At 72.2% G+C, this 22,601-nt stretch carries 22 protein-coding genes; 9 read left to right on the top strand and 13 right to left on the bottom strand.

All coding sequences use genetic code 11. The features are described from left to right. Positions 1-2: 2 nt before the first annotated feature. Together FVE25_RS08280 and FVE25_RS08285 are read right to left on the bottom strand one after the other, a co-directional pair. The gene (locus FVE25_RS08280) at positions 3-449 is read right to left on the bottom strand and encodes a flavodoxin family protein (protein WP_157245839.1); all 447 of its coding nucleotides are present in this window, start codon (positions 447-449) and stop codon (positions 3-5) included. Beyond that, the gene (locus tag FVE25_RS08285; RefSeq protein WP_246266799.1) at positions 446-1,633 is read right to left on the bottom strand and encodes a PQQ-dependent sugar dehydrogenase; all 1,188 of its coding nucleotides are present in this window, start codon (positions 1,631-1,633) and stop codon (positions 446-448) included. Before FVE25_RS08285 ends, FVE25_RS08280 begins: the two co-directional genes overlap by 4 nt. Positions 1,634-1,780: 147 nt before the next feature. Here FVE25_RS08285 and FVE25_RS08290 point away from each other — a divergent pair, with 147 nt between their 5' ends. Beyond that, the gene (locus FVE25_RS08290) at positions 1,781-2,530 is read left to right on the top strand and encodes an SDR family NAD(P)-dependent oxidoreductase (protein ID WP_157245840.1); all 750 of its coding nucleotides are present in this window, start codon (positions 1,781-1,783) and stop codon (positions 2,528-2,530) included. A 102-nt stretch (positions 2,531-2,632) separates the two neighbouring features. Here the strand turns inward: FVE25_RS08290 and FVE25_RS08295 are convergent, their stop codons facing one another. Further along, positions 2,633-3,853, bottom strand: a complete 1,221-nt coding sequence (locus FVE25_RS08295; RefSeq protein ID WP_157245841.1) for an ABC transporter ATP-binding protein — start codon at positions 3,851-3,853, stop codon at positions 2,633-2,635. 111 nt (positions 3,854-3,964) lie between these two features. Here FVE25_RS08295 and FVE25_RS08300 point away from each other — a divergent pair, with 111 nt between their 5' ends. Next, on the top strand, positions 3,965-5,047 hold the full coding sequence (locus FVE25_RS08300; RefSeq protein ID WP_157245842.1) for a LacI family DNA-binding transcriptional regulator: 1,083 nt from the start codon (positions 3,965-3,967) through the stop codon (positions 5,045-5,047). On the opposite strand, the gene FVE25_RS08305 is transcribed toward FVE25_RS08300, so the two are convergent. Further along, positions 5,044-5,529, bottom strand: a complete 486-nt coding sequence (locus tag FVE25_RS08305) for a glutathione peroxidase (RefSeq protein WP_157245843.1) — start codon at positions 5,527-5,529, stop codon at positions 5,044-5,046. The genes FVE25_RS08300 and FVE25_RS08305 overlap by 4 nt on opposite strands. Before the next feature lie 437 nt (positions 5,530-5,966). Between FVE25_RS08305 and FVE25_RS56800 the strand changes: the two genes are divergently transcribed. Next, positions 5,967-6,470, top strand: a complete 504-nt coding sequence (locus FVE25_RS56800) for an aggregation-promoting factor C-terminal-like domain-containing protein (RefSeq protein ID WP_343046131.1) — start codon at positions 5,967-5,969, stop codon at positions 6,468-6,470. Here the strand turns inward: FVE25_RS56800 and FVE25_RS08315 are convergent. After that, positions 6,467-7,156, bottom strand: a complete 690-nt coding sequence (locus tag FVE25_RS08315; protein ID WP_157245844.1) for a TetR/AcrR family transcriptional regulator — start codon at positions 7,154-7,156, stop codon at positions 6,467-6,469. The two genes, FVE25_RS56800 and FVE25_RS08315, sit on opposite strands and share 4 nt — an antisense overlap. A 96-nt stretch (positions 7,157-7,252) precedes the next feature. Between FVE25_RS08315 and FVE25_RS08320 the strand changes: the two genes are divergently transcribed. Beyond that, the gene (locus tag FVE25_RS08320; protein ID WP_157245845.1) at positions 7,253-8,368 is read left to right on the top strand and encodes a ferritin-like domain-containing protein; all 1,116 of its coding nucleotides are present in this window, start codon (positions 7,253-7,255) and stop codon (positions 8,366-8,368) included. On the opposite strand, the gene FVE25_RS08325 is transcribed toward FVE25_RS08320, so the two are convergent. Both FVE25_RS08325 and FVE25_RS08330 read right to left on the bottom strand, forming a co-directional pair. Then, positions 8,365-9,039, bottom strand: a complete 675-nt coding sequence (locus FVE25_RS08325) for a hypothetical protein (RefSeq protein WP_157245846.1) — start codon at positions 9,037-9,039, stop codon at positions 8,365-8,367. The genes FVE25_RS08320 and FVE25_RS08325 overlap by 4 nt on opposite strands. Next, entirely contained in the window at positions 9,039-9,563 is a 525-nt protein-coding gene (locus tag FVE25_RS08330) for a hypothetical protein (protein WP_157245847.1), read from the bottom strand. Before FVE25_RS08330 ends, FVE25_RS08325 begins: the two co-directional genes overlap by 1 nt. Positions 9,564-9,942: 379 nt before the next feature. Here FVE25_RS08330 and FVE25_RS08335 point away from each other — a divergent pair, with 379 nt between their 5' ends. From FVE25_RS08335 to FVE25_RS08355, 5 genes are all read left to right on the top strand, one after another. Further along, complete coding sequence (locus tag FVE25_RS08335) at positions 9,943-10,521, top strand: TetR/AcrR family transcriptional regulator (protein WP_157245848.1); 579 nt, start codon at positions 9,943-9,945, stop codon at positions 10,519-10,521. Between the two features lie 52 nt (positions 10,522-10,573). Next, positions 10,574-11,329, top strand: coding sequence for an SDR family NAD(P)-dependent oxidoreductase (locus tag FVE25_RS08340; RefSeq protein WP_219825387.1), 756 nt, complete (start codon positions 10,574-10,576; stop codon positions 11,327-11,329). 115 nt (positions 11,330-11,444) lie between these two features. Further along, on the top strand, positions 11,445-12,767 hold the full coding sequence (locus FVE25_RS08345) for an SWIM zinc finger family protein (RefSeq protein WP_157245850.1): 1,323 nt from the start codon (positions 11,445-11,447) through the stop codon (positions 12,765-12,767). Then, positions 12,764-15,298, top strand: a complete 2,535-nt coding sequence (locus FVE25_RS08350; RefSeq protein WP_157245851.1) for a DUF7824 domain-containing protein — start codon at positions 12,764-12,766, stop codon at positions 15,296-15,298. The genes FVE25_RS08345 and FVE25_RS08350 overlap by 4 nt, the downstream gene beginning before the upstream one ends. Positions 15,299-15,411: 113 nt before the next feature. Beyond that, positions 15,412-16,413, top strand: a complete 1,002-nt coding sequence (locus FVE25_RS08355) for a carboxymuconolactone decarboxylase family protein (protein WP_157245852.1) — start codon at positions 15,412-15,414, stop codon at positions 16,411-16,413. Here the strand turns inward: FVE25_RS08355 and FVE25_RS08360 are convergent. The 6 genes from FVE25_RS08360 to FVE25_RS08385 are packed head-to-tail and all read right to left on the bottom strand — an operon-like array spanning position 16,398 to position 22,577. Beyond that, positions 16,398-16,673 (bottom strand): cation:proton antiporter, encoded by a 276-nt coding sequence (locus FVE25_RS08360; RefSeq protein ID WP_157245853.1) that lies wholly within the window; start codon positions 16,671-16,673, stop codon positions 16,398-16,400. The genes FVE25_RS08355 and FVE25_RS08360 overlap by 16 nt on opposite strands. After that, positions 16,670-16,930 (bottom strand): monovalent cation/H+ antiporter complex subunit F, encoded by a 261-nt coding sequence (locus tag FVE25_RS08365; RefSeq protein WP_157245854.1) that lies wholly within the window; start codon positions 16,928-16,930, stop codon positions 16,670-16,672. Before FVE25_RS08365 ends, FVE25_RS08360 begins: the two co-directional genes overlap by 4 nt. Beyond that, on the bottom strand, positions 16,927-17,466 hold the full coding sequence (locus FVE25_RS08370; RefSeq protein WP_157245855.1) for a Na+/H+ antiporter subunit E: 540 nt from the start codon (positions 17,464-17,466) through the stop codon (positions 16,927-16,929). Before FVE25_RS08370 ends, FVE25_RS08365 begins: the two co-directional genes overlap by 4 nt. After that, positions 17,463-19,016: a Na+/H+ antiporter subunit D gene (locus tag FVE25_RS08375; protein ID WP_157245856.1), complete on the bottom strand. Its 1,554-nt coding sequence runs from the start codon at positions 19,014-19,016 to the stop codon at positions 17,463-17,465. The genes FVE25_RS08370 and FVE25_RS08375 overlap by 4 nt, the downstream gene beginning before the upstream one ends. Before the next feature lies 1 nt (position 19,017). After that, entirely contained in the window at positions 19,018-19,827 is an 810-nt protein-coding gene (locus FVE25_RS08380) for a Na(+)/H(+) antiporter subunit C (RefSeq protein ID WP_157245857.1), read from the bottom strand. Next, positions 19,824-22,577: a Na+/H+ antiporter subunit A gene (locus FVE25_RS08385; RefSeq protein WP_157245858.1), complete on the bottom strand. Its 2,754-nt coding sequence runs from the start codon at positions 22,575-22,577 to the stop codon at positions 19,824-19,826. The genes FVE25_RS08380 and FVE25_RS08385 overlap by 4 nt, the downstream gene beginning before the upstream one ends. Positions 22,578-22,601: the final 24 nt, after the last annotated feature.

The following is a 22,601-nucleotide window of genomic DNA, read 5'->3' on the forward strand; positions in this document are numbered from 1 at the left end:
GCTCACAGCCCGGCGGCGACGGTGGCGCCCAGGTCCCAGCACGCCTCCAGATCGGCCTTGCCGGGCCGTCCCGTGACGGTCACCGGCTTGACGGCGCGCTCCCAGCCGAGGCTCGCCGCGATCGACTCCACCGCGCGGACCGCGCCCGTGGTGTCGTTGTCGCCGTGCACATAGAGCCCGTACGGCAGGCGGCGCGTCTCGGCCAGGCACGGGTAGTAGACGGTGTCCAGGAAGTGCTTGAGGGCGCCGGACATGTAACCGATGTTCGCGGTCGTGCCCATGATCAGGCCGTCGGCGGCCAGCAGGTCGGCGGCGGTCGCGCCCAGGGCCGGTTCGGTGACCACCTCGACGTCCTCGATCTCGTCCGTCGTGGCGCCCTTGAGCACCTGGCCGAAGAGCTCGTGCGTGACGGGCGAGACCGTGTGGTGAACGATGAGGAGCCGGCTCACGGCGCCGCTTCGATCTTGTACACCGGCCCCTGGATGCTCATCGCGTACAGCTCCCCGTCGGCCCCTTCGCCGAACGACGACAGCTGCTCGACCCGGCCCACCTCGACGGCGTCGCCGGGCTTGCCCGACCGGGCGGCCTTCACCCAGCCGGCGCAGAAGTCGCCGTACAGGAAGCGGCCCTTGAGCCAGGGGATCTTCTGACCGCGGTAGACGTATCCGGCGGTGACCGAGGTGCAGTCGTCCTGGGGGTAGGTGATGACCGGGTCGGTGAGGTTTCCGCCCTGGCCGCCGTTGAAGGGTTCGCCGCCTTCGCGGAGGTTCCAGCCGTAGTTCTCCCCGCCTTTGGAGGAGGCCGGTTGGAAGTCGATCTCCTCCCAGGCGTTCTGGCCGACGTCCCCGATCCACAGGTCACCTGTTTCCCTATCAAAGGTGAACTTCCAGGGATTTCTCAGCCCATAGGCCCAGATTTCGGGTTTTGCTGTCCTTCGTCCGGCGAACGGGTTGTCCTTCGGCACCTTGTACGGGCTGCCCCTCGGGTCGATGCGCAGGATCTTGCCCAGCCAGGTGGTCAGCTTCTGGCCGTAGCCGTGCGGGTCCCCGCCGCTGCCCCCGTCGCCCAGCCCGATGTACAGGTACCCGTCCGGCCCGAACGCGAGGTGCCCGCCGTTGTGGTTGGGGTAGGGCTGGTCCTGCTTGAGCACGTCCCGGCGGGAGGTGGCCTTCGTCCCGTCGAAGGCCCATTCGGTGACATGCGTGTGGCCGTCCCGGTCGGTCCAGTTCAGGTACAGCCACCGCCCGTCCGGGTGGAACGCCACCCCGAGCAGCCCCTGCTCGTTGCCCGTGCTGATCTCACCGGACAGGTCGATCACCGTGTCACCGCCGAGCGTGCGCAACCGGCCGCTCTGCTCGGCGACGTACACCCGGTCGTCCCCCGCGCGCACGGCCATCGCCACCGGCTTGTCCAGGGTGGCGACCTGCTCGAAGGCCAGCTTGCCCGGTTCGCTCTCCGGGGCGGGCGAGGTGCCCGCCGCCGTGGCGGCCGGCGAAGAGGCGGTCGCCGGCGAGGAAGGCGCCGAGGACGCGGGCGCCGGAGGCTGGGTGATCTCTGGGGCGGAGGGCGCGCAGGCGGCCACCGTCACGGTGAGCACCGCGGCGGCCAGGGGCGCGAGGACGGCCGATCTCACCCCTTGATCCTCTCACGCACCCCCCGCGGCCCCACGACCGCGCCGCAACCCACGCCCTCACCAACCCGGCACGACCCCGCGTCCGCATCCGACCGGCCCAGCCTGTGCCTGCGTGAGACGCGTGCGACCTGCGGCTAGTCTGCCGACATGCCTACCGCACTGATCACGGGCGCGACCGCCGGCCTCGGCGCCGCCTTCGCCCGTCGCCTGGCCGCCGACGGTTTCACGCTGGTGCTCGTCTCCCGCGACGAGCTGCGCCTGGCCGAGAGCGCCGAGGACCTCAAGCGCCGGTACGGCGTGACCGTCGAGACCCTGCCCGCAGACCTGGCCACGGACAAGGGCCTGGCCGCCGTCGAAGCCCGGGTCGGCGAGGGCGTCGACCTCCTGGTCAACAACGCCGGTTTCGCCCACCCGGGCGGATTCCTGGAGACGCCGGTCGAGGACGAGCGCCGCATGCTCAAGGTCCACTGCGAAGCCGTGCTCCGTCTCACGCTGGCCGCTCTGCCGGGCATGAAGTCCCGCGGCAGGGGCGGCGTCATCAACGTGGCCTCGGTGGCCGCCTTCTTCACGCGCGGCACCTACAGCGCCTCCAAGGCGTGGGTGGTCAACTTCAGCGCCTCGGCCGCCACGGAGGTCGGCCACCCGCGGGTCAAGGTCATGGCGTTGTGCCCCGGCTTCGTGCGCACGGAGTTCCACGACCGCGCCGGGATGGACACCTCGGCCATCCCGGGCTTCCTGTGGCTCAAGGCCGACGCCGTGGCCGACGCCGCCCTGCGCGACCTGGCGCGGGGCAAGCTGGTCAGCGTCCAGGACGTGCGCTACAAGGCGATCGTGGCCGTGGGCAAGCTGATCCCGCACAACCTCACGGCGCTGGTCTCCGCCAAGATCGGCCGCTGACGGCACGCGGGCGCCCGGTTCTACGAAAAGCCCGGAAAAATCGGGAAAACAGCCGATCCCCACCACAGGAGGGGGTTGTGGTGGGGATCGGGGCTGGGAGAGCTACTTGCCGATGTTCGCCTCGTGCCCGATGGACAGACCGGAGGCGGAGTCGAAGAAGTGCAGGTTGTGGGTGTCCACGACCAGCTCGATGTTCTGGCCGGGGCGCACGTGGCTGCGGGCGTTGACGCGGGCGGTCCACAGGGACTTGTCGCCCGCCAGCGGCAGCGCGGCCTCGTCGTCGTCACCGGTGTCGGCGGCGGCGACGGTGTCCTTGTGCTCGACCGGCGGGGCGTCGATGAGGAACAGGACGTTGATCTCGGAGCCGAGTTCCTCGGTGACCTCCGCCCTCACGGGCAGGGTGGCCCAGCCGTTGGCGTGGTTGCCGGCCGCGCTGGAGTCCTCGAAGTCGGAGGGGCGGATGCCGAGGATGATCTTCTTGCCGATGTACTGGTCGAGGCCCGGCTTGTCGGAGAAGGTCGACTCGGGGATCGACAGCTTGATGCCGGCGAACGACACGGCGGCGCCGTTCCCGTCGCGGACGAGCTCGGCGGTGACGAAGTTCATGGACGGCGAGCCCATGAAGCCGGCGACGAACAGGTTGACCGGCTTGTCGAACAGGTTCTGCGGGGTGTCGACCTGCTGGAGCAGGCCGTCGCGCAGGACGCAGACGCGGTCGCCGAGGGTCATGGCCTCGACCTGGTCGTGGGTGACGTACACGGTGGTGACGCCGAGGCGCTCGTGCATCTGGTTGAGCGAGGCGCGCATGGAGACGCGGAGCTTGGCGTCCAGGTTGGACAGCGGCTCGTCCATGAGGAACGCCTGCGGCTCGCGGACGATCGCGCGGCCCATGGCGACACGCTGACGCTGACCACCGGAGAGCGCGGCGGGCTTGCGCTTGAGGTACTGCTCGAGGCCGAGCATCTTGGCCGCCTCGTTCACCCGCTTCTGGATCTCCGCCTTGGGCATCTTGCGGAGCTTGAGGCCGAAGGCCAGGTTCTCTTCCACCGTCATGTGCGGGTAGAGCGCGTAGTTCTGGAAGACCATCGCGATGTCGCGGTCCTTCGGCGGCAGGTGGTTGACCACCTTCTCGCCGATGGAGATCTCGCCGCCGCTGATGTCCTCAAGGCCGGCGATCATCCGGAGCGCGGTCGACTTGCCGCAGCCGGACGGGCCGACAAGCACCATGAACTCGCCATCCTTGATCTCAAGGTTGAGCCCGTTCACTGCCTTGACGCCGCCGGCGTAGATCTTGTCGACGTTGTTTAGGACGATGGAAGCCATGCGCACTCCTGCGTGGATACGTTTTCATGCATCTCACCCGAAACGTACATCCATGTCAAGAGCCTGGGGCAATGCTGGAAACATTGCGGAAACCATGATGGAATCGTTTCCATGAAGCGGGCGACCATCAAGGATGTGGCCGAGGCGGCGGGCGTCGGCGTGGCGACCGTATCCCGGGTTTTGTCCGGCGGCTCGGCCAGCCCGGAGACGCGCGAGCGGGTCCTGGCCGTCGCCGCGCAGCTCGACTACCGCCCCAGCGCCCTCGGGCGCAACCTGCGCCAGCGGCGCACCGGCGGCATCGGGCTGCTGCTGCCCGATCTGACCGACAGCTTCCACGGCCGGCTGGCCGAAGGCGTGCTCGCCTGCGCCCGCTCGGCGGGCGAGCCGGTGGTGATCGGCTCCACCGGCGACGACCCGGAGCAGGAGGCCGAGCTGATCGGCATGCTGCTGGAGCAGAGCGTGGACCGGGTCATCGCGGTCCCCGCCGGTGACGCCGACACCTGGCGGCCCGCGCTCAAGGCGGGGATGGGCGTGGTGTTCGCCGACCGCCTGCCGTACGAGCCCGGCGCGACGGAGCCGGAGGAGCCGGCCACGGCCGCGGTGGACGAGCTGATGCTGCTCGACGGCGTGCCGGCCACGCCCGCCTCACGGCCCGCCGTTCGCGCGCGCCCGCTCGACGTCCCCGCCGTCCTCACCGACGACCGCTCGGGCGTCCGTACGGCGGTGCAGTACTTGAGAGGGCTGGGCCACCGCCGCGTCGCCTACCTGGGCGGGCCGGGGCGCGAGCGCCGGGTGGAGGCGTTCCGGCAGGCGGTGGGCGGCGTCCCGGACGAGGAGCTGATCGTGTTCTCCGACGGCAGCCGCGACTCGGCCTACGCGGCCGCCTCGGGGTTGTTCCAGACCCGCCCCGACCTGACCGCCGTGGTGGCCGGCGGCAACATGCTGGGCGAGGCGGCGGTGCTGGCGGCACGTGAGCTGGACCTGCGGGTTCCGCGCGACCTGTCGGTGATCATGTTCGATGACGTGCCGTGGGCCGAGTTGTGCTTCCCGCCGCTGACCGTGATCGCCCAACCGGCCCGCGACATGGGGTATCGGGCCGCCGAGCTGGTGTTGCGGACGGGCCCGCGCCGTCCCAGGAGCGTGCTGCTGCCGACGGAGCTGGTGATCCGCGGCAGCTGCGGGCCCCGCCTCTAGAGCACGCCCTCGATGGCGGCGGCGAGCTCGGGCGCGTCCGGCTCGGTGCGCGGGCGGAACCGGCCGGCGACCCGGCCGTCACGGGTGACCAGGAACTTCTCGAAGTTCCACTGGATGTCGCCGCTCTCGCCGGAGGCGTCGGCGGCCTTGGTCAGCTCACCGTAGAGGGCGTGCCGCCCGTCGCCGTTGACCTCGGCCTTCTCCAGCAGGGGGAAGTCGACGCCGTAGGTGGTGGAGCAGAATTCCTGGATCTCCTCGGCCGAGCCGGGTTCCTGGCCCATGAACTGGTTGCAGGGCACGCCGACGACGGTGAACCCCCGCGGGCCGTACTCCTGCTGAAGTTTGACCAGGCCGTGGTACTGCGGGGTCAGTCCGCAACGGGAGGCCACGTTGACGATGAGCATCGCCTTGTCACCGGCGAGTTCGGCGAGCGTGGTGGGGGCATCCGCCAGGGTGCGGACGGGGATGTCACGAAGGCTCATGATCCCCACACTACCCTCCCCAAAAAGCCGCAGACCGCCCATATCCCCCAACCCGGCCGGTACGGCGGCGCGCCGTGTCCTGCCTGGTCACCCCCGCCCGGAGGCGCCGGGAAACGGCCCGATCCCCAAGCCGGGCTCGCGTGTTCGAAAGCTCCCGGCCAACCGTGTCACGAGGCCGGTCAACCCGGTGCAGCAGGGCCGCAAAGTCCTGTCCTGTGCGCACCCGAGATCCCTGACCCGCGCCGAGCCCGCGCACTAGAAAACGGGCTAGGACACGTCGTGGTGCTTCCGGGCCGCCTCACGCACCGCGCGAGGCGGAACCAAAGCCCGGATAGCCGCGCGAACCATCCCCATCCGAGCCACGGACGCGGGATCGGCAGGTTCAAGGCAGTCACGCTGAGTAACCGCTCGCACACGGCCCGGCAGCAAGGATTGATTTGGACAGCAAACGCGCTCTGCGCAACACGCTCGTCACCGTGCTCTCGCTCGCGGGAGCCGGCGGCGGGAGTGTCGCCGTCGCCTCGGCCGACACCGAGGTGGATCACCGGGGTTCCTGGCGTACCAGTGTGGAGACACCGGACGTCAGGCAAGGAACCTGGACAACCAGCGCCAGGCCCAAGGCCACACCCAAGAGACCCAAGGACTGGAACAAGAGGATCGCGCTCGACCTGGTGGTTCAGCGGGCGTGGTCGATCCGGCAGTTCCGGTGCCTGGACTCCCTGTGGACCCGGGAGAGCAACTGGAATCACCGGGCATACAACCGCTCGTCGGGCGCCTACGGCATCCCGCAGGCGCTGCCCGCCGGCAAGATGCGGGGAGCCGGTCGCGACTGGCGCTACAACCCGGCGACCCAGATCCGCTGGGGCCTGAAGTACATCAAGGGCAGGTACGGCAAGCCGTGCGGCGCTTGGGGCCACTTCAGGTCCTACAACTGGTACTAAGGCAGCCGCTCAGGGGAAGGGGCGGCTGCCCCGGTAAGGGCATCCGGCGTGCCGGGTGCCCTTTTCCTGTGCACGGCTATCGCCTGGATGAGCAGCTCGACGCCGAAGTCGAACTCCTCGGCCGGATCGCAGGCGTCGAGCAGCGGCGCCAGCTCGGCGACGTTGGGGAACATCCCGGAGTCGACGTGCTCGGCCCGCACCCTGGCCGGCAGCGGCGCGAACGACGGCGTCACCCCGACCTCGCGCAGCAGCGTGCCGACGATGAAGGCGATGAACATGCGCAGCACCTTCACCGCCTCGGGTCCGTCGAACCCGGCGCTACGCAGCGTGGCCAGCGCCCGCTCCACCGGCAGCAGCCCGGCGGTGGAGTGCAGTTGCCGGCTGACCACGAGCATGGTCGAGCGCGGGTAGTGGCGGGCGATCTGCCGGAAGGCGCGGGCCTGGATGCGCACGCGCTCGGTCCAGTCGGCGCCGGGGTCGTCGGTGAACTCGATCTCGCTCAGCACGCTCTCGGCCACCTCGGACAGCAGGGCGTCCTTGTTGGGCACGTGGTTGTAGAGCGACATCACGCCGACACCCAGCTCGGCCGCGATCCTGCGCATGGAGATCGCGTCGGCGCCCTCGCGCTCGATGAGGCCGATCGCCGCGGCGACGATGCGCTTCCTGGACAGCGGCTCGGAGGGCATGGCTCATTCTAGGGCGGCCGGAACGGACATTGACGGACACCCTCCGCCATGCAAGTCTCCACTTATACGTACGGTGTACGTCCCCCTGGAGGCCGCATGTCGACGCACGATCTGTACACCATCCCCGCGGAGCTCTCCACCTGGAACGTGGAGATGGCCGGTTCGAGCAGGTTCACCTGGGAATACGATGACGGCCGCGACCGCATGCTCGCCCTGTACCAGAAGGGCAAGGACAAGCAGTGGGACTCCGCCAAGCGCATCGACTGGGACCTCGAGGTCGACCCGTACAACGTGCTCGGCATCCCCGACCAGACCATCGCCATCTACGGCACGCCGCTCTGGGACCGGATGGACGCCGAACAGCGCAACGACGTGCGCCTGCACGGCGCCGCCTGGCAGTTCTCCCAGTTCCTGCACGGCGAGCAGGGCGCCATGATCTGCTCGGCCAGGATCGTGGAGTCGGTGCCCGACCTCGACTCGAAGTTCTACGCCGCCACCCAGACCATGGACGAGGCCCGCCACGCCGAGACCTACGCCCGCTTCCTGCAGGAGAAGGTCGGCCTGGCCTACCCGATCAACGAGCACCTCAAGTCCCTGCTGGACAGCACCCTGACCGACTCGCGCTGGGACATGCCCTACCTCGGCATGCAGGTGCTCATCGAGGGCCTGGCGCTGGCCGCGTTCGGCGTCATGCGCGACATCACCACCAAGCCGCTGCCCAAGCAGATCCTCGCCTACGTCATGCAGGACGAGGCCCGGCACGTCGCCTTCGGCCGGATGGCGCTGCGCGACTACTACAAGAACCTGACGGAGACGGAGCTGCGCGAGCGCGAGGACTTCGTCATCGAGGGGTGCTACCTGATGCGCGACCGCCTGCGCGGCCAGGAGACCTGGGAGACCATCGGCCTGTCGAGGCAGGAGAGACAGGAGGCGATGGAGGCCGTCGACAAGTCCGACTACCTCAGGCTGTTCCGCTCGCTGCTGTTCAGCCGCATCGTGCCCTGCGTCAAGGACATCGGCCTGTGGAGCCCGCGCCTGCAGCAGGCGTACGCCGAGATGGGCGTGCTGGACATGGCCGGGCAGTCCCTGGACACGCTGATGCGCCAGGACGAGGAGATCGCCGAGAAGCTGGACGAGCTCCGCTTCGCCGAGGAGGAGGCCGAACGGCACGCCGAGGTGGCCGAGACCATCGAGCTGGGCCGCGAGTCCTAGGCTTCCACGCGGAACACCCCTGCGCGTACCTCCTCCGAGCAGGCGCGCACCAGCGCGGTCACCTTCGGCGGCCAGATCGTCCGGTTGTCCCAGAGGATGCCGCGCAGGAGCTCGACCGAGGGCACGTTGAGGCCGGACAGGTCCACGCCGGAGGCGTCGACGCCCTCCAGGTCGTTGACGCGGGCGAGTTCGCCGGCCAGCTCGCCCGCGTCGCCGATCGCCTGGGCCAGCGCCTCGACCACGCAGCCGAGGTTCTCGGCCACGATCTCGTTGCGGGGCGCGTCCTCCGGGGAGTGGAGCCGCACCAGCCTGGCCAGCGCCTGGGCCAGGGCGACGGTCAGCGCGCGGTTCAGGCCGGGCAGGCCGGCCAGGTCCTTGGCCGCGGCGTCGTGGGCCGCCAGCACGGCCCGGTGTAAGGTCCGCGCCCGTTTGTCGCCCAGGGTCGTGGCCGCGGCCTGGGCGTGCAGTTCGGCGCGGACCAGCTCGCGGGCGATCCCGCGCAGCCGCATCCGGGCCTGGACCACCGCCTCCACGAGGTGGACGGGCGGCGGGCAGGGCGCGGGATCGGGCAGCGCGTCGAGCAGGTCCTCGTCGGAGGTGTGCGCCTCGACGTAGTCCATGACGTCCCGGTGCGCCTGCGCCAGAATCGCGCGCAGGTCGTCGTCGGCCATCACATCTCCCCTCCCGGCGCCCGGTAGGCGGCCCAGCCGTCCTTGAGCGCGGCCCACGCCTTGGCCATCAGGTCGTCCACCTCGCCGGCGCGCAGGCCGAGGAATTCCCCGATCTCCTCGGGCCGGTAGCCGCCGAGCTCGAGCGCCATGGCCACCCGCTGGGCACCGTGCAGCCCGGCCACCGCGACGGTGAGCGCCGGCCCGATCACCTCGGCCAGTTCGATGCCGGCCGGCATGACGGCGGGCACCGAGGCGGCGACGCCGCGCGGGACGCTGCCCAGCGGGTACCGCCAGGCGTTGAAGGCCGCCTTGCGCAGCCACAGTCCGGGGTCGGGCAGCTTCTTCCACGCCTTCTGGTCACGGACGACCAACTCGTTGGCCTCGGCATAGGCGACCCGCACGGCGGCTCCGGCCTCCTCCAGCCCGGCGCCGCACAGCAGGAGGAAGGTGAGGACGCCGTTGTGGTGCCCGCGCACGACGCTGACCAGGTCGGCGTGCGCGGCGTCCAGCCGGGCGCTGCTCACCGGGGGACGCCCCGGAGGGATGGCGGAAAGCGGCCCGCCCGTCGGGCCTCCGCCTGGAGCATTATCCATTCGCCGCACTCTTCCGCAAGCAGGGCAAGATCGGGAACGCCCTGGTAGTGCGGGATTCCTCCCCTGAGGGGAAGGGGTCAGCCGCCGGGGGAAACTCCTTCTCCCGCCGGCGGCAACCGGAGCGCCAGATGTGCGCCTTCGGCGGAACCGGCCACGGTCAGGGTGCCGCCGTGCGCCACCGCGAGCTCGCGGGCGCTGGGCAGGCCCAGGCGGCTCCGGCGCCGTCGTCGGCACCTGGATCGACGGGTCCGGATGGGCGAGCCGGCTCGATATTTGACCGATCGTTCTCGAATAGGCTAGGTTTCCGGACATGGCAAGGACGAAGGAGTTCGACCCGGACCTGGCGCTCGACCGGGCCATGGAGCTCTTCTGGCGCAAGGGCTACGAGGCCACCTCCATGGCCGACCTGGTCGAGCACCTGGGTGTGGCCCGGGCCAGCATCTACGCGACGTTCGGCGGCAAGAGGGAGCTGTACCTCAAGTCGCTCGGGCGTTACCTGGAGAACGGGATCGACTTCACCGGCCGGCTCACCCGGCCGGGCCCGGTGCTGCCCGCCGTACGTGAGCTGGTGCGGCAGTACGCCGACGAGGCCGCGCACGACACCCTGCATCGCGGGTGCCTGCTGGTCAACACCGCGGTCGAGCTCGCCCCGCACGACGGCGAACTGGCCCGCGAGGTCGCCCGCAACTGGGACTTCGTCGAGGACTGCCTCGCGACGGCCCTGGTCCGGGCGCAGGAGCAGGGTGAGCTGGCCGCGGACAAGGATCCGCGGGCCATCGCGCGGCTGCTGCTGGTCGTGCTGCAGGGCCTGCGGGTGATCGGCAAGGCGTCGAACGACCGTGACCGGCTGGACGACGCCGCCGGGCAGGCGCTGGCGCTGCTCGGTTGATTTCAGCGGCTTTTTCAAGACTGATTGTTCTAAACAAGTAAGGATGTGGGTCATGAGGTTCTCCGGCAAGGTCGCGCTGGTCACGGGTGGCGGCAGTGGGATCGGGCGGGCCACCGCCCGGGCGTTCGCGGCCGAGGGCGCCGCCGTCGTGGTCACCGGGCGCAACGAGGGTGCGCTGAAGGAGACCGTCGGGCTCATCGACGCCGGCGGCGGGCAGGCCGGCTATGTGATCGCCGACGTGACGCGTGAAGAGGACGTGGCGGCCATGGTCCAGGAGACCGTCCGGCGGTACGGCGGGCTGCACGTCGCCATCAACAACGCCGGGGTCCTCACCCCGCCGACGCCCCTCGCCGACCTCGGCACCGACACCTGGCGGCACGTCCTGGACGTCAACCTGACCGGCGTGTTCCTGTCGATGAAGCACGAGATCGCGCACATGCGCGCCCACGGCGGCGGCGCCATCGTCAACACCTCCTCCAACATCGGCGCGCACGGCCGCCGCCCCGGCTTCTCCGCCTACGGCACCTCCAAGGGCGCCGTCAGCCTGCTGACCAGGGCCGCCGCCATCGACCACATCGCCGACGGGATCCGCATCAACGCCGTCAGCCCCGGCGCCAACGAGGGCCCCATGTCGGCGCTGCCCGGCGAGAGCCACGAGGAGCGGGCCGCCCGCTACGCCAGCCTGATCCCGCTCGGCCGCATCGGCACGCTGGACGAGGTCAGCGCCGCCGTCCTCTGGCTGGCCTCGGACGAGGCGGGCTTCGCCGTAGGCCACGACCTGGTCATCGACGGCGGCGTCACGGCCTGACGCTTGGGGCGCGCCCCGCGGGCGTCTTGGCACGGACGCCCGCGAAGGCGACCGCGAAAACGGTCGCGACCACGAAGGCTGGATTTTGTCGGAGACGATCTCTACCTTCACCGCCATGACTGCCGTGCAGGCGTACTCCTACGCCTCCCCCTCCACGCTCGACGGCTCTCGCCTGGGCCTGTCCACCTCCGGCGGCCGGGCGCTGTCCGGCCCCCAGGCCCGCCCGCGCTTCTTCAGCGGACTGGTCACCGAGGCCGCCCCGGCCGCCGCCGGCCTGCTGGCGCTGTCCGACGTGGCCATGACCCGCTACCACCAGCCCCGCCCGGGCTGGACCCGCGACCCGGTGGTCACCTGCGACGGCACCCGGCTGCGGATGGAGTCGTTCTCGGCCTGCGGCGGCGTCTACGCCCGCCTCGACCTGGCCGCGCTCGACGGCGACGTCCTCGACCGCGGCACCACGAACGTGGACGTCAACGGCCCCCTGCGCGAGGCGCTGGCCAGGGTCGGCGGCAAGGACCCGCTCCACCTCGGCGTCGGCGCCGACGAGATGACGGTCACCACCCTCGACGGCGCGGTCGTGGAGAAGAAGGTGCCGCTCCCGGCCCGCTGGCTGCGCGGCTTCGCCGAGGTCCAGGTGATCGCCTCCGGGTTCGACCTGCGCGCCGAGCTCACGGGCATGCACGCGGTCCGGTTCCTGCGCTCGCTACCCCGTGCCGCCGGCGCGACCGTCTGGGCCGTCCCCTCCGGCCGCGACCTGCGCGTCCAGTCCTCACCGGCGCCGGGCGGCGTGTGCCTGGCGGGCGCGGGCCGCGTCGCGACGCTGCTGCCCCTGCTGCGCTTCGCGAAGGCCCTGCGCGTGTACGGCCCGGCCGGCGACTCGACCGCGAGCGTCTGGGAGCTGGAACTTCCCGGCATGCGCTACACCCTGGCCGTCTCCCCCGGGCCGTCGCGCGGGTTCTCCGGAGAAGGCGCGGTCCTGGACCACCTGGCCACCGACGAGGCCGCCGGCGACGCCGACCTGCTCGGCCCGCTGCTCGCCTTCGACCCGGCCATCGAGGTCGGCGCGCTGGCCGACGCGTCCGGCCTGTCCCCGGCCCGGGTCCGCGCCGCGCTCACCCAGCTGGGCACCGCGGGCCGCGTCGGCTACGACCTGCATGAGGCCGCGTACTTCCACCGCGAGCTCCCCTACGACCGCGACCAGGTGGCCGAGCTGAACCCGCGCCTGACCTCCGCCCGGGCCCTCGTGGCGGGCGGCGCCGTACGCCTGGACGGCGACCAGGCCGAGGTCACCACCTCGGGTGGCGTGCGCCGGGTGAACGTGAAGGACGGCTCGTGCACCTGTGAGTGGTGGTGGGACCACCGCGGCTCCCGCGGCCCCTGCAAGCACGTGCTGGCCGCCCGCATCGCGGCCCGTGTGGAGCTCGAGGTCCCGGCATGAGCTCCGCCGCGGGCGCGTGGGAGCACGTGCGCGAGGCGATCGCCGGCGCGGATGCGCACGAGGTGGCCAGGCGGGTCCTGGCGCTGGACGAGGCCGGTCGTCGCGCGGTGGCGAGGGAGCTGCCCGGGCACATCGCCCCCGCGAGAGAGGCGCAGCACCGCCGCGCGCAGGAGCGGCACACCTGGGACTGGTCCGTCAGCCAGCGCTGGATCGCCCCGATGCGGGTGGCCGGCGCGGGCACCTTCGGCGGCGCCGCCGCGGTCGCGACCTGGCTGTACCGCCGCGAGCTCGGCCCATGGACCTCAGGCGCCGATCTGGCGGTGTTGGTGCGGGTCCTCAAGGCCCGTCCGCCCGAGTGGCAGGCGGATCTGGCCGCCCGTCTGGCCCTGCGCCTGCGCGGCACCCGGGCCCAGCGCGCCGACGACAGTGTGGAACTGGCCCTGGCGATGCTCCGCCACACCAAGATCGTCCCACCGGACCACGAGCCGCTGGTGGTCGCGTGGGTATCCGCTCCGCCCCGGCTGCCGAAGGATCCGCTGGCCGGCCACCTGCTCCCCCGTCTGTTCGAGGCCGAGGGCGTGGGCTGTGCGCTGCGCGACGACCGGCCGGACTGGTCCCCGGAGCAGTCGTGGCTGCGCAGGCTGAGCGACCTGGCCCGCTCGGGCGAGCTCGACCGTGACCTGCTCGTGGACGGCTGCGTGCGCCGGTTCCTGCGCGGCGGCACCGGCCCCGACCTGCGCTTCTTCGTCCGCCTGCACGACCTGCTCGACCCGGCGCCGGATCCGGCGCGCACCCATGACTACCTGCGCCTGCTGCCCGCCGCGCCGGGCCCGGTGGCCGAGCTGGCGGTCAAGCAGGTGCGCGGAGCCCTGTCCGGAGAAGAGCTCACCGAGGCGGTCGGGGCGCTGCTGTTCCGCCCGGAGGCCAAGCTGGTGCGCGCGGGACTGAGCCTCCTGGAGCAGGCGGCGAAGGCGGCGGAGGGCGATCTCGACCACCTGGCGCCCGCCCTGGCCTCGGCGTTTCTGTGCACGGCCCACGACGTCCGCGAGCGCACGGTACGGCTGGCCGTACGGTATGCGGGCCGGTTCACCCCGGCGGGAGCCGAGGCGGTGCGGGAGGCGGCGGCGGTGCTGCCCGCCGACCTGCTGGCCGGGCTGACCGAGGCGTATGGCCGGGTGGAGGCGGCGGCCGAAGACTTCAGGGCGGTGCCGCTACCGGCCTTCGAGGCTCCCCGCCGGGAACGGCTCGACGGCGGGAGCGTGCCGGAGGATCACGGGCTGCGGTTCGAGCTGTGGCTGGACGCGCTGGTCCGCGACCCGGCGGCGGGGCGGAAGCTGCCGAAGGACGTGCCCGCTTTGCGGTGGTTCGGCGGGGACGTCTACGCGCTTCGGTGCTGGCCCGATCTCGCGCAGTGGGCCGACGCGCTCCGCCGGGCGGCCGTCGGCGGGGCGGCTCCGGGCGATCCCCGGTCGAGGGTTTCGCCGCACGATCTCGTGCCCGCGCCTCATCAGGTGGCCGTGCCGCATCGGGTGACGTTGTTGCGCTGCGCCGAGGTCCTGGACGCGCTGAAGCACGGGACGCCTCCGCCGTACCTGCTGGCCACGCCGACGTGCACCTCGGGGCAGATCGACCCGGCGGAGCTGGTGGCGCGGCTGGAGGGATACGCGGCCAAGAATGTGCCGGCGATGCCCGCGGACCTGCAGCAGGCGCTGTTGCGGCTGCCACGGGAGGTCCCGGCGGAGGTGGCCGATCGAGCCTGGCGGCTCACGTCGGCGGCAGGGGCGAGCCTGGTGCACTGGCTGGCGGCGCGCCCCGAGGCGAACCCGCGGGTGGAATGGCGCAACCACGCTCCCTACGCCTCCTTCCAGGTGGAGGCGACCGGGCTGGAGCTGGTGGACGAGCTGCTCGGCGCGCTGCAGGCGCTGACCCACATGGACGCGATGAACCACTGGCGGCTGGTGCTGCCCTCCGACCGCGAGGTGGTGGCGATGTACCTGATCCCGCACCTGGCCAACCGCTGGGGGTGGCCGGCGGCGCTCCCCGACCTCCTGCGGGCGCTGCTCCACCAGGACGGCCCGCCGGGTACGGCGATGGCCGCCCTGATCGGCGTGCTGGCCGCGGAGCGTGGCTGGATCATGCCGGACGGAGCGGGCGAGCGCCTGCTGCTGGAGGCCGTCGCCGCGGGCGCCCTTCCCGCGGCGGAGTGCGGCAGGCAGCTCGCGTTCGCGGTGCGTGGCGACCTGGCCAAGATGAGCGAGGTGCTCCTGACATTGGAGAGCTGCGCCAGGCAGGGCGCTCATCGGGAGGTCTGGGAGATCATGGCCGGAATGCTGCCGGCGTTCCTGCCCGGTCCCGGCGAGCGGTCCACGCAGAGCCACACCCGGGCGCTCGCCTTCGCCGCCGAGGCGGCGCGCTGGGCCGGGGCGCGGGAGACGCTGCCCGTCGTGGCGGAGATCGCGGGGCGGGCGAAGGTCAACGGGTTCGTGCGCGCGGCCCGGCTGCTGCACGAGCAGCTACACCGAGGGACGTAGCCGGCCGTGGCCGGCCTACTGCCCGAGGATGCCTTCCCCCGGGCGACGACCGGCACGGGTGGCTCGGGCGAGGATCGAGGCTCCTGCCACACGAGTCATGAGGAGCATCGGGGATGTCTGCGCTGATCCGTCATATTCGCCCTGTCCGGCCGGAGCGCGCCCGGGGGCTGGTTGCCGAGGTGTATGCCCAGGTGAACGCCGAGTACAGCAGCATCGGGCCGGCGGTGATGATGATGTCGCCGTCCGACGAGCTGATGGCGGCCGGGTGGTCGCTCATGCGCGAGTCCCAACTGGCCGCGGGGGTGCCGTTGCTGGACAAGGCGGTCGTGGCGCTGGGGGTCGCGCTCGCCATCGGCCTGCCGTACGAGGTGCACACGATGCGGGAGGTGGTGCGGCGGCTGGGCGGCCCGGACATCGCCGACGCCGTGGAACACACCGTGGCCCCGGGTGACGGGCGGCTGGGCGCGTTGCTGGCCTGGGCCGTCTCGACCGGGTCCGAGGAGCCGGTCGAGGCGCCCTTCGGTGACGGCGAGCGGGCGGAGATCATCGGCACGGTGGTGTTCACGCACTTCATCAACCGGGTGGCGGCGGCGATGCTGCCGCCGGGGCTGACGCCGGGCAGTCTGAGCGAGGATGAGCCGCCGGCGTTCGAGGACGCGCCGGTGCTGCGTGAGCCGGTGCGGAATCTCGCGCCGGGCGCCACGTTGCCGCTGCTCAAGGGGCTTCCTGCCGGGGAGGAGCCCGGGTGGGCGGAGGGCTCGCCGATCGGGGCCGCGTTCGCCGCGTTGTCGGCGTGCGCGCGGCAGGGCGCCGCGTTGCTCTCGCCTGGCGCCGCCGAGCTGGCCGTGGAGACGATCGCCGCGTACGGCGGGCTGTTGCGGCCGGTGGGCGCGTGGCTGGACGAGGCGCTGGCGCCGCTGCCGGAGGACGAGCGCAAGGGCGCGCGGGTCGTCGTGCTGGCCGGGCTGGCCCCGGATGAGCTGACCGACGAGGACGTGGCCGCCTGGCGGGCCACCGACCGCCGTTTCTCCGACCACTGCACCGTCTACCTGCTGGCCTTCGGGGCGATGGCGGCCGCGGAGCAGATCGCGGCCGCCCTTCACTCCGAGAGGTAGGCGGCGCGGCCGACCACGTAGGTGGCCACGGCCACGGTGACGATCTGGGCGCAGCCGACGACCAGCAGCGGGCCGCCGGTGGCCGCGACCGGCTCGCGGAGCCACATGCCGAGCAGGATGAGCAGGATGCCGGGCACCTGAGGTTTGCTGCCGGCGTGCATGCGGGCCAGCGTGCCGGGGAAGCGGAGCAGGCCGACTCCGGCCACGAAGGTCAGCGTGGCGCCGAGCAGGAGGCAGGCCCCGGCCAGGATGTCGCTCATCGGCCGCTCCTGGCGAAGAACCTGGCCAGGCTGACCGAGCCGACGAAGCCGAGCAGCGACAGGGCCAGCAGGATCGGCATGGCCGAGTAGTCGCGGTGGACGGCGGCGGCGATGCCGACGGCGCACATGGCTACGGCCGTCAGCACGTCGAGGGCGACGGCCCGGTCCAGCATCGAGGGGCCGCGGGCCATGCGGTAGACGGTCATCGCCGCCGCGCTGCCCAGCAGGACCCAGGACAGGGCGTACACGAGGTTCATCGGAGTTCCTCTCTGTCGGCCTTGGTGCCGAAGGCGGCGATCACCCGGCTTTCGAGCCGGGTGACGTCCGCCTGGACCGCGCCGGCGTCGGTGGTGCCGAGCGCGTGGACGACCAGTTCCTTGCGGCCGGTGTACGCCTCGACGACCAGGCTGCCCGGCAGCGACGAGAGCGTCACGATGATCAGCGTGGTCATCGGCTCGGAGGAGGTGCGCAGGGCCGCGGTCGTCAGCGTCACCGGCGGGTCGCAGGCCCCGGGCCGCAGCGCCCACCAGGCCACGCGCACGCTGGACAGCGCCATGTCGGCGGCGTACCGGGGCAGGAAGGCCAGCAGCGCCAGCGGCCTGACCCGGATGCCGGGGTCGAGCAGCGGCAGCGGGATCAGCCAGGTGATGATCGCCCCGGCCAGCAGCCCGGCCACGGCGTTGCCGAGGCTGAGGTCGCCCCAGAGCAGGACCCAGATGAGCGCCAGCCACCCCACGAGCGGCAACGGCACCCGCCGCCCGAAGATCCTGGGCGCGATCACGTTGATCTTCATCGGCTGCTCCCCGCGACCGCGTCGAGGTACGGCCGGCGGGCCATCAGCTCGCCGGCGGCCCGGCCGGCCAGCGCGGACAGGGGCCCGGCCAGCACGGTGTAGGACAGCGCCAGGGCGACCAGCGCCGCCGTCGCGCCGACCATGGGGCCGGGCAGGCGGGCCGAGGTGCGGATGGCGCCCTCCTCCGACGATTCCTCGCTCTCCAGCACGGTCACCTCGGCCGGGGCCGTCTGGGGCGCCCGCCAGAACGCCTTGCCCCACGTCTTGGCGACCGCGTACAAGGTGAGCAGGCTGGTCAGCAGGCTCCCGGCGACGAGGGTGAGCGCGAGCGGCCCTCCGTCGGCCACGCCCGCCTGGATGAGCAGCAGCTTGCCCAGGAAGCCGGACATGGGCGGGATGCCGGACAGGTTCATCGCGGGGATGAAGAAGAGCACGGCGATCAGGGGCGCCAGCCGCATCAGCCCGCCCAGCCGGTCGATCGAGGTGGTGCCGGTGCGCCGCTCGATCAGGCCGGTCACCAGGAAGAGGCTGGTCTGGACGGTGATGTGGTGCACCACGTACATGACCGCGCCGGCCATCCCGGGCACGGACGACAACGCCACGCCGTACACCATGTAGCCGATGTGGCTGACCAGGGTGAACGACAACATCCGTTTGATGTCGGTCTGGGCGACGGCGCCCGCGACGCCGACGAGCATGGTGGCCAGCGCGGCCCACATGAGGATCGTGGAGACGGGGCCGCCGGGGAACAGGAGCGCCTCCAGGCGGATGATGGCGTAGATGCCGACCTTGGTCAGCAGGCCGGCGAAGACCGCCGTGGCCGGGGCGGGGGCGGTGGGGTAGGAGTCGGGCAGCCAGGCCGACATCGGGAAGACGGCCGCCTTGATCGCGAAGACCAGCAGCAGCGTCAGCTCGACCAGGAGTTTGAGGTGCTCGGGCAGGCCGGCGAAGCGCTCGGCGAGCTGGGCCATCGACAGGGTGCCGGTGGCGGCGTAGGCGATGGCCAGCGCGATCAGGAAGAGCATGGACGAGGCCAGCCCCATGACCGTGTAGGTCGCCCCGGCGCGGATCCTGGGCAGGGTGCCGCCGAAGGTGAGCAGCACGTACGAGCCGCCGAGCAGCATCTCGAAGGCGACGAACAGGTTGAACAGATCGCCCGACAGGAACGCGTCGGCCACGCCCGCCACCATGATCAGGTAGGCCGGGTGGAAGATCGACAGCGGGGCCAGGTGCTCCTGGTCGGCGTAGGCGTTGGCCTGCGAGTAGAGCATGACGCACAGCGTCACGGCCGACGACACCACGAGCATGAGCGTGGACAGGCGGTCGGCGACCAGGCAGATGCCCGTCGGCGCCGGCCACCCGCCGACGCAGGCGACCAGCGGCCCGCCGGAGTCGGCCGCGACCAGCAGGATCACCGAGACCACGAGCATGGCGGCCAGCGTCGCCAGGCTGATCAGCGCGTGCAGCCGCCGCAGCCGCGCCCCGATGGCCAGCTTGAGCGCGGCGGCCAGCAACGGCAGCAGCACCGGCACCGGAATCAGCGCTTCCATCTCACTCCTCCCCTTCCAGCTCGGGGTCGAGGGCGAGGGCCTGGCGGCGCATTTCCTCGCGGATGGCCGCGCGCAGGGTGCGGCGGGCCTCCCGCTGCCTGGCCTCCAGCTTCCGTCGCAGCTCCTGCTCGGACGCGGCCTGTTCACGCTGGCGCCGGGCCGATTCCCTGCGCAGTTCCCGGACCCGCTCGTCGCGGGTGCGCGCCTGCTCCTCCTCCAGTTGCCTGGCTTCGTCGAAGCGGCGCAGCAGGGTCTCGGAGGGCAGGTCGGCGTCCTTGTGCTCCTCCATCCACCGCCCGAGGTCCACGTTGATCTCCAGCACCCGGGCCTCCAGCTCGGCCGCCTCCCGCCGCTCCCGCTCGACCCGTTCGGCGTCCAGCCGGGCCAGCTCGGTCCGCTGATCGGCGACGAGCCGCCGATAGGACTCCTCCCGCGCCCGCAGCGCCTCGCCCAGTTCCCCGGCCGTGGCCCGCAGCCGCACCCGGCGGTCCTCGGTGTCGTCCTGTACCGCGTCGTCCCCGGTCAGCTGCCACGACCGGTGCGCCATGGCCAGCAGGAACCCGGTCACTCCGAGCGTGATCACGATGGAGGTGAGCACCATGGCCTGCGGCAGCGGGTCGGCCATCCCCCGGTTGCCGAGGAACGGCGGCGTCCCGGCCGGCCCGCCCGCGGTGACGATGAGCAGGTTGACGCCGTTCGACAGCACGATGACGCCGACCAGGATCCGCACCAGGCTCCGCTCCAGCAGCAGCGTCACCCCGGCGGCGACCAGCACGGCCGACAGCGCGAACGGCACCAGGGGCAGGTTCACGACGCCTCCATCTGCCGGTCCAGCTCGGCGCCGAGGCTGCGCAGGAGGTCCTGGACCATCCCGACCACCGACAGGTAGATCCCGAGGTCGAACAGCAGCACCGTCGAGACGTGCACGGCCCCGATCAGCGGGATCGGCACGTCGGCCGCCAGCATGTCCAGCGCCTGCCCGCCGAGGACCGTCCCGATCACCGCGGCGGCCAGCGACAGCGTCAGCCCCACCCCGATCAGCACGCCCGCGTTGACCGGCAGCGCCCTGGCCAGCTCGTAGCGCCCGCCGGCCAGGTACCGCACGGTCACCGCCAGCCCCGCCACGATGCCCCCCGCGAAGCCGCCGCCGACGTTGCCGTGCCCGGTGAGCAGCAGGAACACCGACAGCAACACCATCGAGTGGAAGGTCAGCCTGGCCACGATCTCGAAGATGACCGACCGCTGTCCCTCGGGCAGCGTGGCCGACAACCAGTGCGAGCCGCCGTCGGGCACGCCGACCGCGTCCTCGCGCTCCAGGCTGAAGGTACGGCGGCGCAGGAAGACCAGGCTCGTCACGCCCAGGGTGAGCACGACGATCACCGAGCTCTCGCCCAGCGTGTCCCAGGCGCGCAGGTCGACCAGGAGGGCGCTGACGATGTTGCGCGCCCCGGCCTCCTCCGCCGCCCCGGCCAGCTGGGTCCCCACCGGTACGGCCCGCCGCTCGTGCAGGGCGATCAGGCCGGCGCCCGCGGCCACGACGCCGGTGACCACGCCCAGCCCGAGCCGCATCCGGAACGGCACCCGGGCCGAGTCCCGCTGCGGGCTGACCGGCAGCCGCCTGAGCACGAGGGCGAACATGACCAGGCTCAGCGTCTCGGCGAGGAACTGGGTCAGCGCCAGGTCCGGCGACCCGTGCACCAGGAAGAGCAGGGCCGCGCCGTACCCGGTGACGCCGGCGATGAGCGCGAGCAGGATGTGGCTGCGCACCCGGAGCAGGATGACGGCCGCGGCGACCAGCACGGCGCCGATCACCGGCTGCTCGGGGCGGTCCCAGCCGGTCAGGCGCAGGTCGAGCACGGGCGCTCCGCCGTACAGGAAGGAGAAGACGCCGGTGGCGGCCATGACCGCGAGGGCCAGGGTGAGGTAGCCGGGCAGGGAGCCGCGCTGGAGCAGGCCGGTGAGGATGGTGGCGTAGCGGTCCATGGCCCGCATGAGCGCCCAGTAGAGCTGGGGGGCGTCGAGCAGGTGGAGGGCGGCGCCGAGCCGGGCGACCGGTTCACGGATCACGAAGAGCGCCAGGCCGCCGGCCAGCGCGGTGGCCGACAGGGCGAGGGGGATCGGCGCGCCCGACCAGAGGGCCAGGTGCACCGGGTGGCCGGGGTCGGTGAAGGTCGCCGCATAGGGCGCCATGGCGGCGCCGTACCAGCTCGCGGCGAAGGCGCCCAGGCCGAGCACCGACAGCAGCGCGGGCGGGACGAACATCGGCGCCGGGGTGGCGTGCACGGGGGTCGGCTCGAGGCCGGGCTTGCCGGCGAAGGCGCCCCACACGAGGCGGGCGGTGTAGGCGACGGTCAGCAGCGAGCCGAGCACGACGCCCGCCAGCACGGGCACGTCGTCCAGGAGCGCCTCGAAGGCGGCCTCCTTGGCGGAGAAGCCGAGCAGCGGCGGCAGCCCGGCCATCGAGGCGGCAGCCAGGACGGCGGCGGCGCACACCCACGGCATCGAGGTGCGCAGGCCGCTGAGCACGCGCAGGTCTCGGGTGCCGGTGGCGTGGTCGATGACACCGACGACGAGGAAGAGCGCGGCCTTGAACAGCGCGTGGGCGAGCAGCATCGCCACCCCGGCGAGTGCGGCGGCGCCGGTGCCCGCGCCGAACAGGACGGTCAGGAAGCCGAGCTGGCTGACGGTTCCGTAGGCGAGCAGCTTCTTGAGGTCGTTCTCGCGCAGGGCCCGCCAGCCGGCCGTCACCATCGTGAGCAGGCCGAGCGGTAGCGCGATCAGCCGCCAGACGGCCAGGTCGCCGAAGGCGGGGCCGAGCCGGGCCAGGAGGTAGACGCCGGCCTTGACCATGGCGGCGGCGTGCAGGTAAGCGGAGACGGGGGTCGGTGCGGCCATCGCGCCGGGCAGCCAGAGGCTGAACGGGAAGATCGCCGACTTGGCCAGCGCGCCCGCCAGGACCAGGACCAGCCCGGCCGGGATCAGCCCGCCGCGGGGCGGGTCGGCGAGGATCGCGGAGATCCGGTAGGTGCCGGCCGTCTCCCCGATGACGACCAGCCCGGCCAGCATGGCCAGGCCGCCGAGGGTGGTGACGGTGAGGGCCTGCATCGCCGCGCCCCGGCTGGCCCGGCTCTCGGGGTCGTAGCCGATCAGCAGGTAGGAGAAGACGGTGGTCAGCTCCCAGAAGACGTACAGCAGCAGGAGGTCGTCGGCGACCACCAGGCCCAGCATCGCGCCCGCGAACGCCACCAGCACCCCGGCGAAGCGGCCGAGCCCCTGGTCGTCAGGGGAGAAGTAGCGCGAGCAGTACCACAGGATCAGCGCCCCGATCCCGGTCACCAGGACCATCATGAGCACCGACAGCGCGTCGGCGCGGAAGGCGAGCTCCAGGCCGAGCGCCGGTGCCCACGGGCGCACCCACTCGCCCGGGGTGGCCATCGCGGTGAAGACCAGCCCGGCGGCCGGGACCGCGGCGAGCACGGTGAACCCTCGGGTGCTCAGCCTGCCGACCAGGGCGGGCGCGCATACGGCCGCCACGGCGTGCAAGATCAGCAGCCCCTCCATGAGGGGCCACTGTGCCGCCTCCCA

Source organism: Nonomuraea typhae, from assembly GCF_009760925.1.
Classification (GTDB): domain Bacteria; phylum Actinomycetota; class Actinomycetes; order Streptosporangiales; family Streptosporangiaceae; genus Nonomuraea; species Nonomuraea typhae.

Bases quoted from the DNA above. Each gene is read 5' to 3' on its own strand.
- FVE25_RS08290 (WP_157245840.1), top strand. From the start codon at position 1,781: ATGCCTACCGCACTGATCACGGGCGCGACCGCCGGCCTCGGCGCCGCC.
- FVE25_RS08295 (WP_157245841.1), bottom strand. From the start codon at position 3,853: ATGGCTTCCATCGTCCTAAACAACGTCGACAAGATCTACGCCGGCGGC.
- FVE25_RS08300 (WP_157245842.1), top strand. From the start codon at position 3,965: ATGAAGCGGGCGACCATCAAGGATGTGGCCGAGGCGGCGGGCGTCGGC.
- FVE25_RS08305 (WP_157245843.1), bottom strand. From the start codon at position 5,529: ATGAGCCTTCGTGACATCCCCGTCCGCACCCTGGCGGATGCCCCCACC.
- FVE25_RS08315 (WP_157245844.1), bottom strand. From the start codon at position 7,156: ATGCCCTCCGAGCCGCTGTCCAGGAAGCGCATCGTCGCCGCGGCGATC.
- FVE25_RS08320 (WP_157245845.1), top strand. From the start codon at position 7,253: ATGTCGACGCACGATCTGTACACCATCCCCGCGGAGCTCTCCACCTGG.
- FVE25_RS08325 (WP_157245846.1), bottom strand. From the start codon at position 9,039: ATGGCCGACGACGACCTGCGCGCGATTCTGGCGCAGGCGCACCGGGAC.
- FVE25_RS08335 (WP_157245848.1), top strand. From the start codon at position 9,943: ATGGCAAGGACGAAGGAGTTCGACCCGGACCTGGCGCTCGACCGGGCC.
- FVE25_RS08340 (WP_219825387.1), top strand. From the start codon at position 10,574: ATGAGGTTCTCCGGCAAGGTCGCGCTGGTCACGGGTGGCGGCAGTGGG.
- FVE25_RS08345 (WP_157245850.1), top strand. From the start codon at position 11,445: ATGACTGCCGTGCAGGCGTACTCCTACGCCTCCCCCTCCACGCTCGAC.
- FVE25_RS08350 (WP_157245851.1), top strand. From the start codon at position 12,764: ATGAGCTCCGCCGCGGGCGCGTGGGAGCACGTGCGCGAGGCGATCGCC.
- FVE25_RS08355 (WP_157245852.1), top strand. From the start codon at position 15,412: ATGTCTGCGCTGATCCGTCATATTCGCCCTGTCCGGCCGGAGCGCGCC.
- FVE25_RS08360 (WP_157245853.1), bottom strand. From the start codon at position 16,673: ATGAGCGACATCCTGGCCGGGGCCTGCCTCCTGCTCGGCGCCACGCTG.
- FVE25_RS08365 (WP_157245854.1), bottom strand. From the start codon at position 16,930: ATGAACCTCGTGTACGCCCTGTCCTGGGTCCTGCTGGGCAGCGCGGCG.
- FVE25_RS08370 (WP_157245855.1), bottom strand. From the start codon at position 17,466: ATGAAGATCAACGTGATCGCGCCCAGGATCTTCGGGCGGCGGGTGCCG.
- FVE25_RS08375 (WP_157245856.1), bottom strand. From the start codon at position 19,016: ATGGAAGCGCTGATTCCGGTGCCGGTGCTGCTGCCGTTGCTGGCCGCC.
- FVE25_RS08385 (WP_157245858.1), bottom strand. From the start codon at position 22,577: ATGGAGGGGCTGCTGATCTTGCACGCCGTGGCGGCCGTATGCGCGCCC.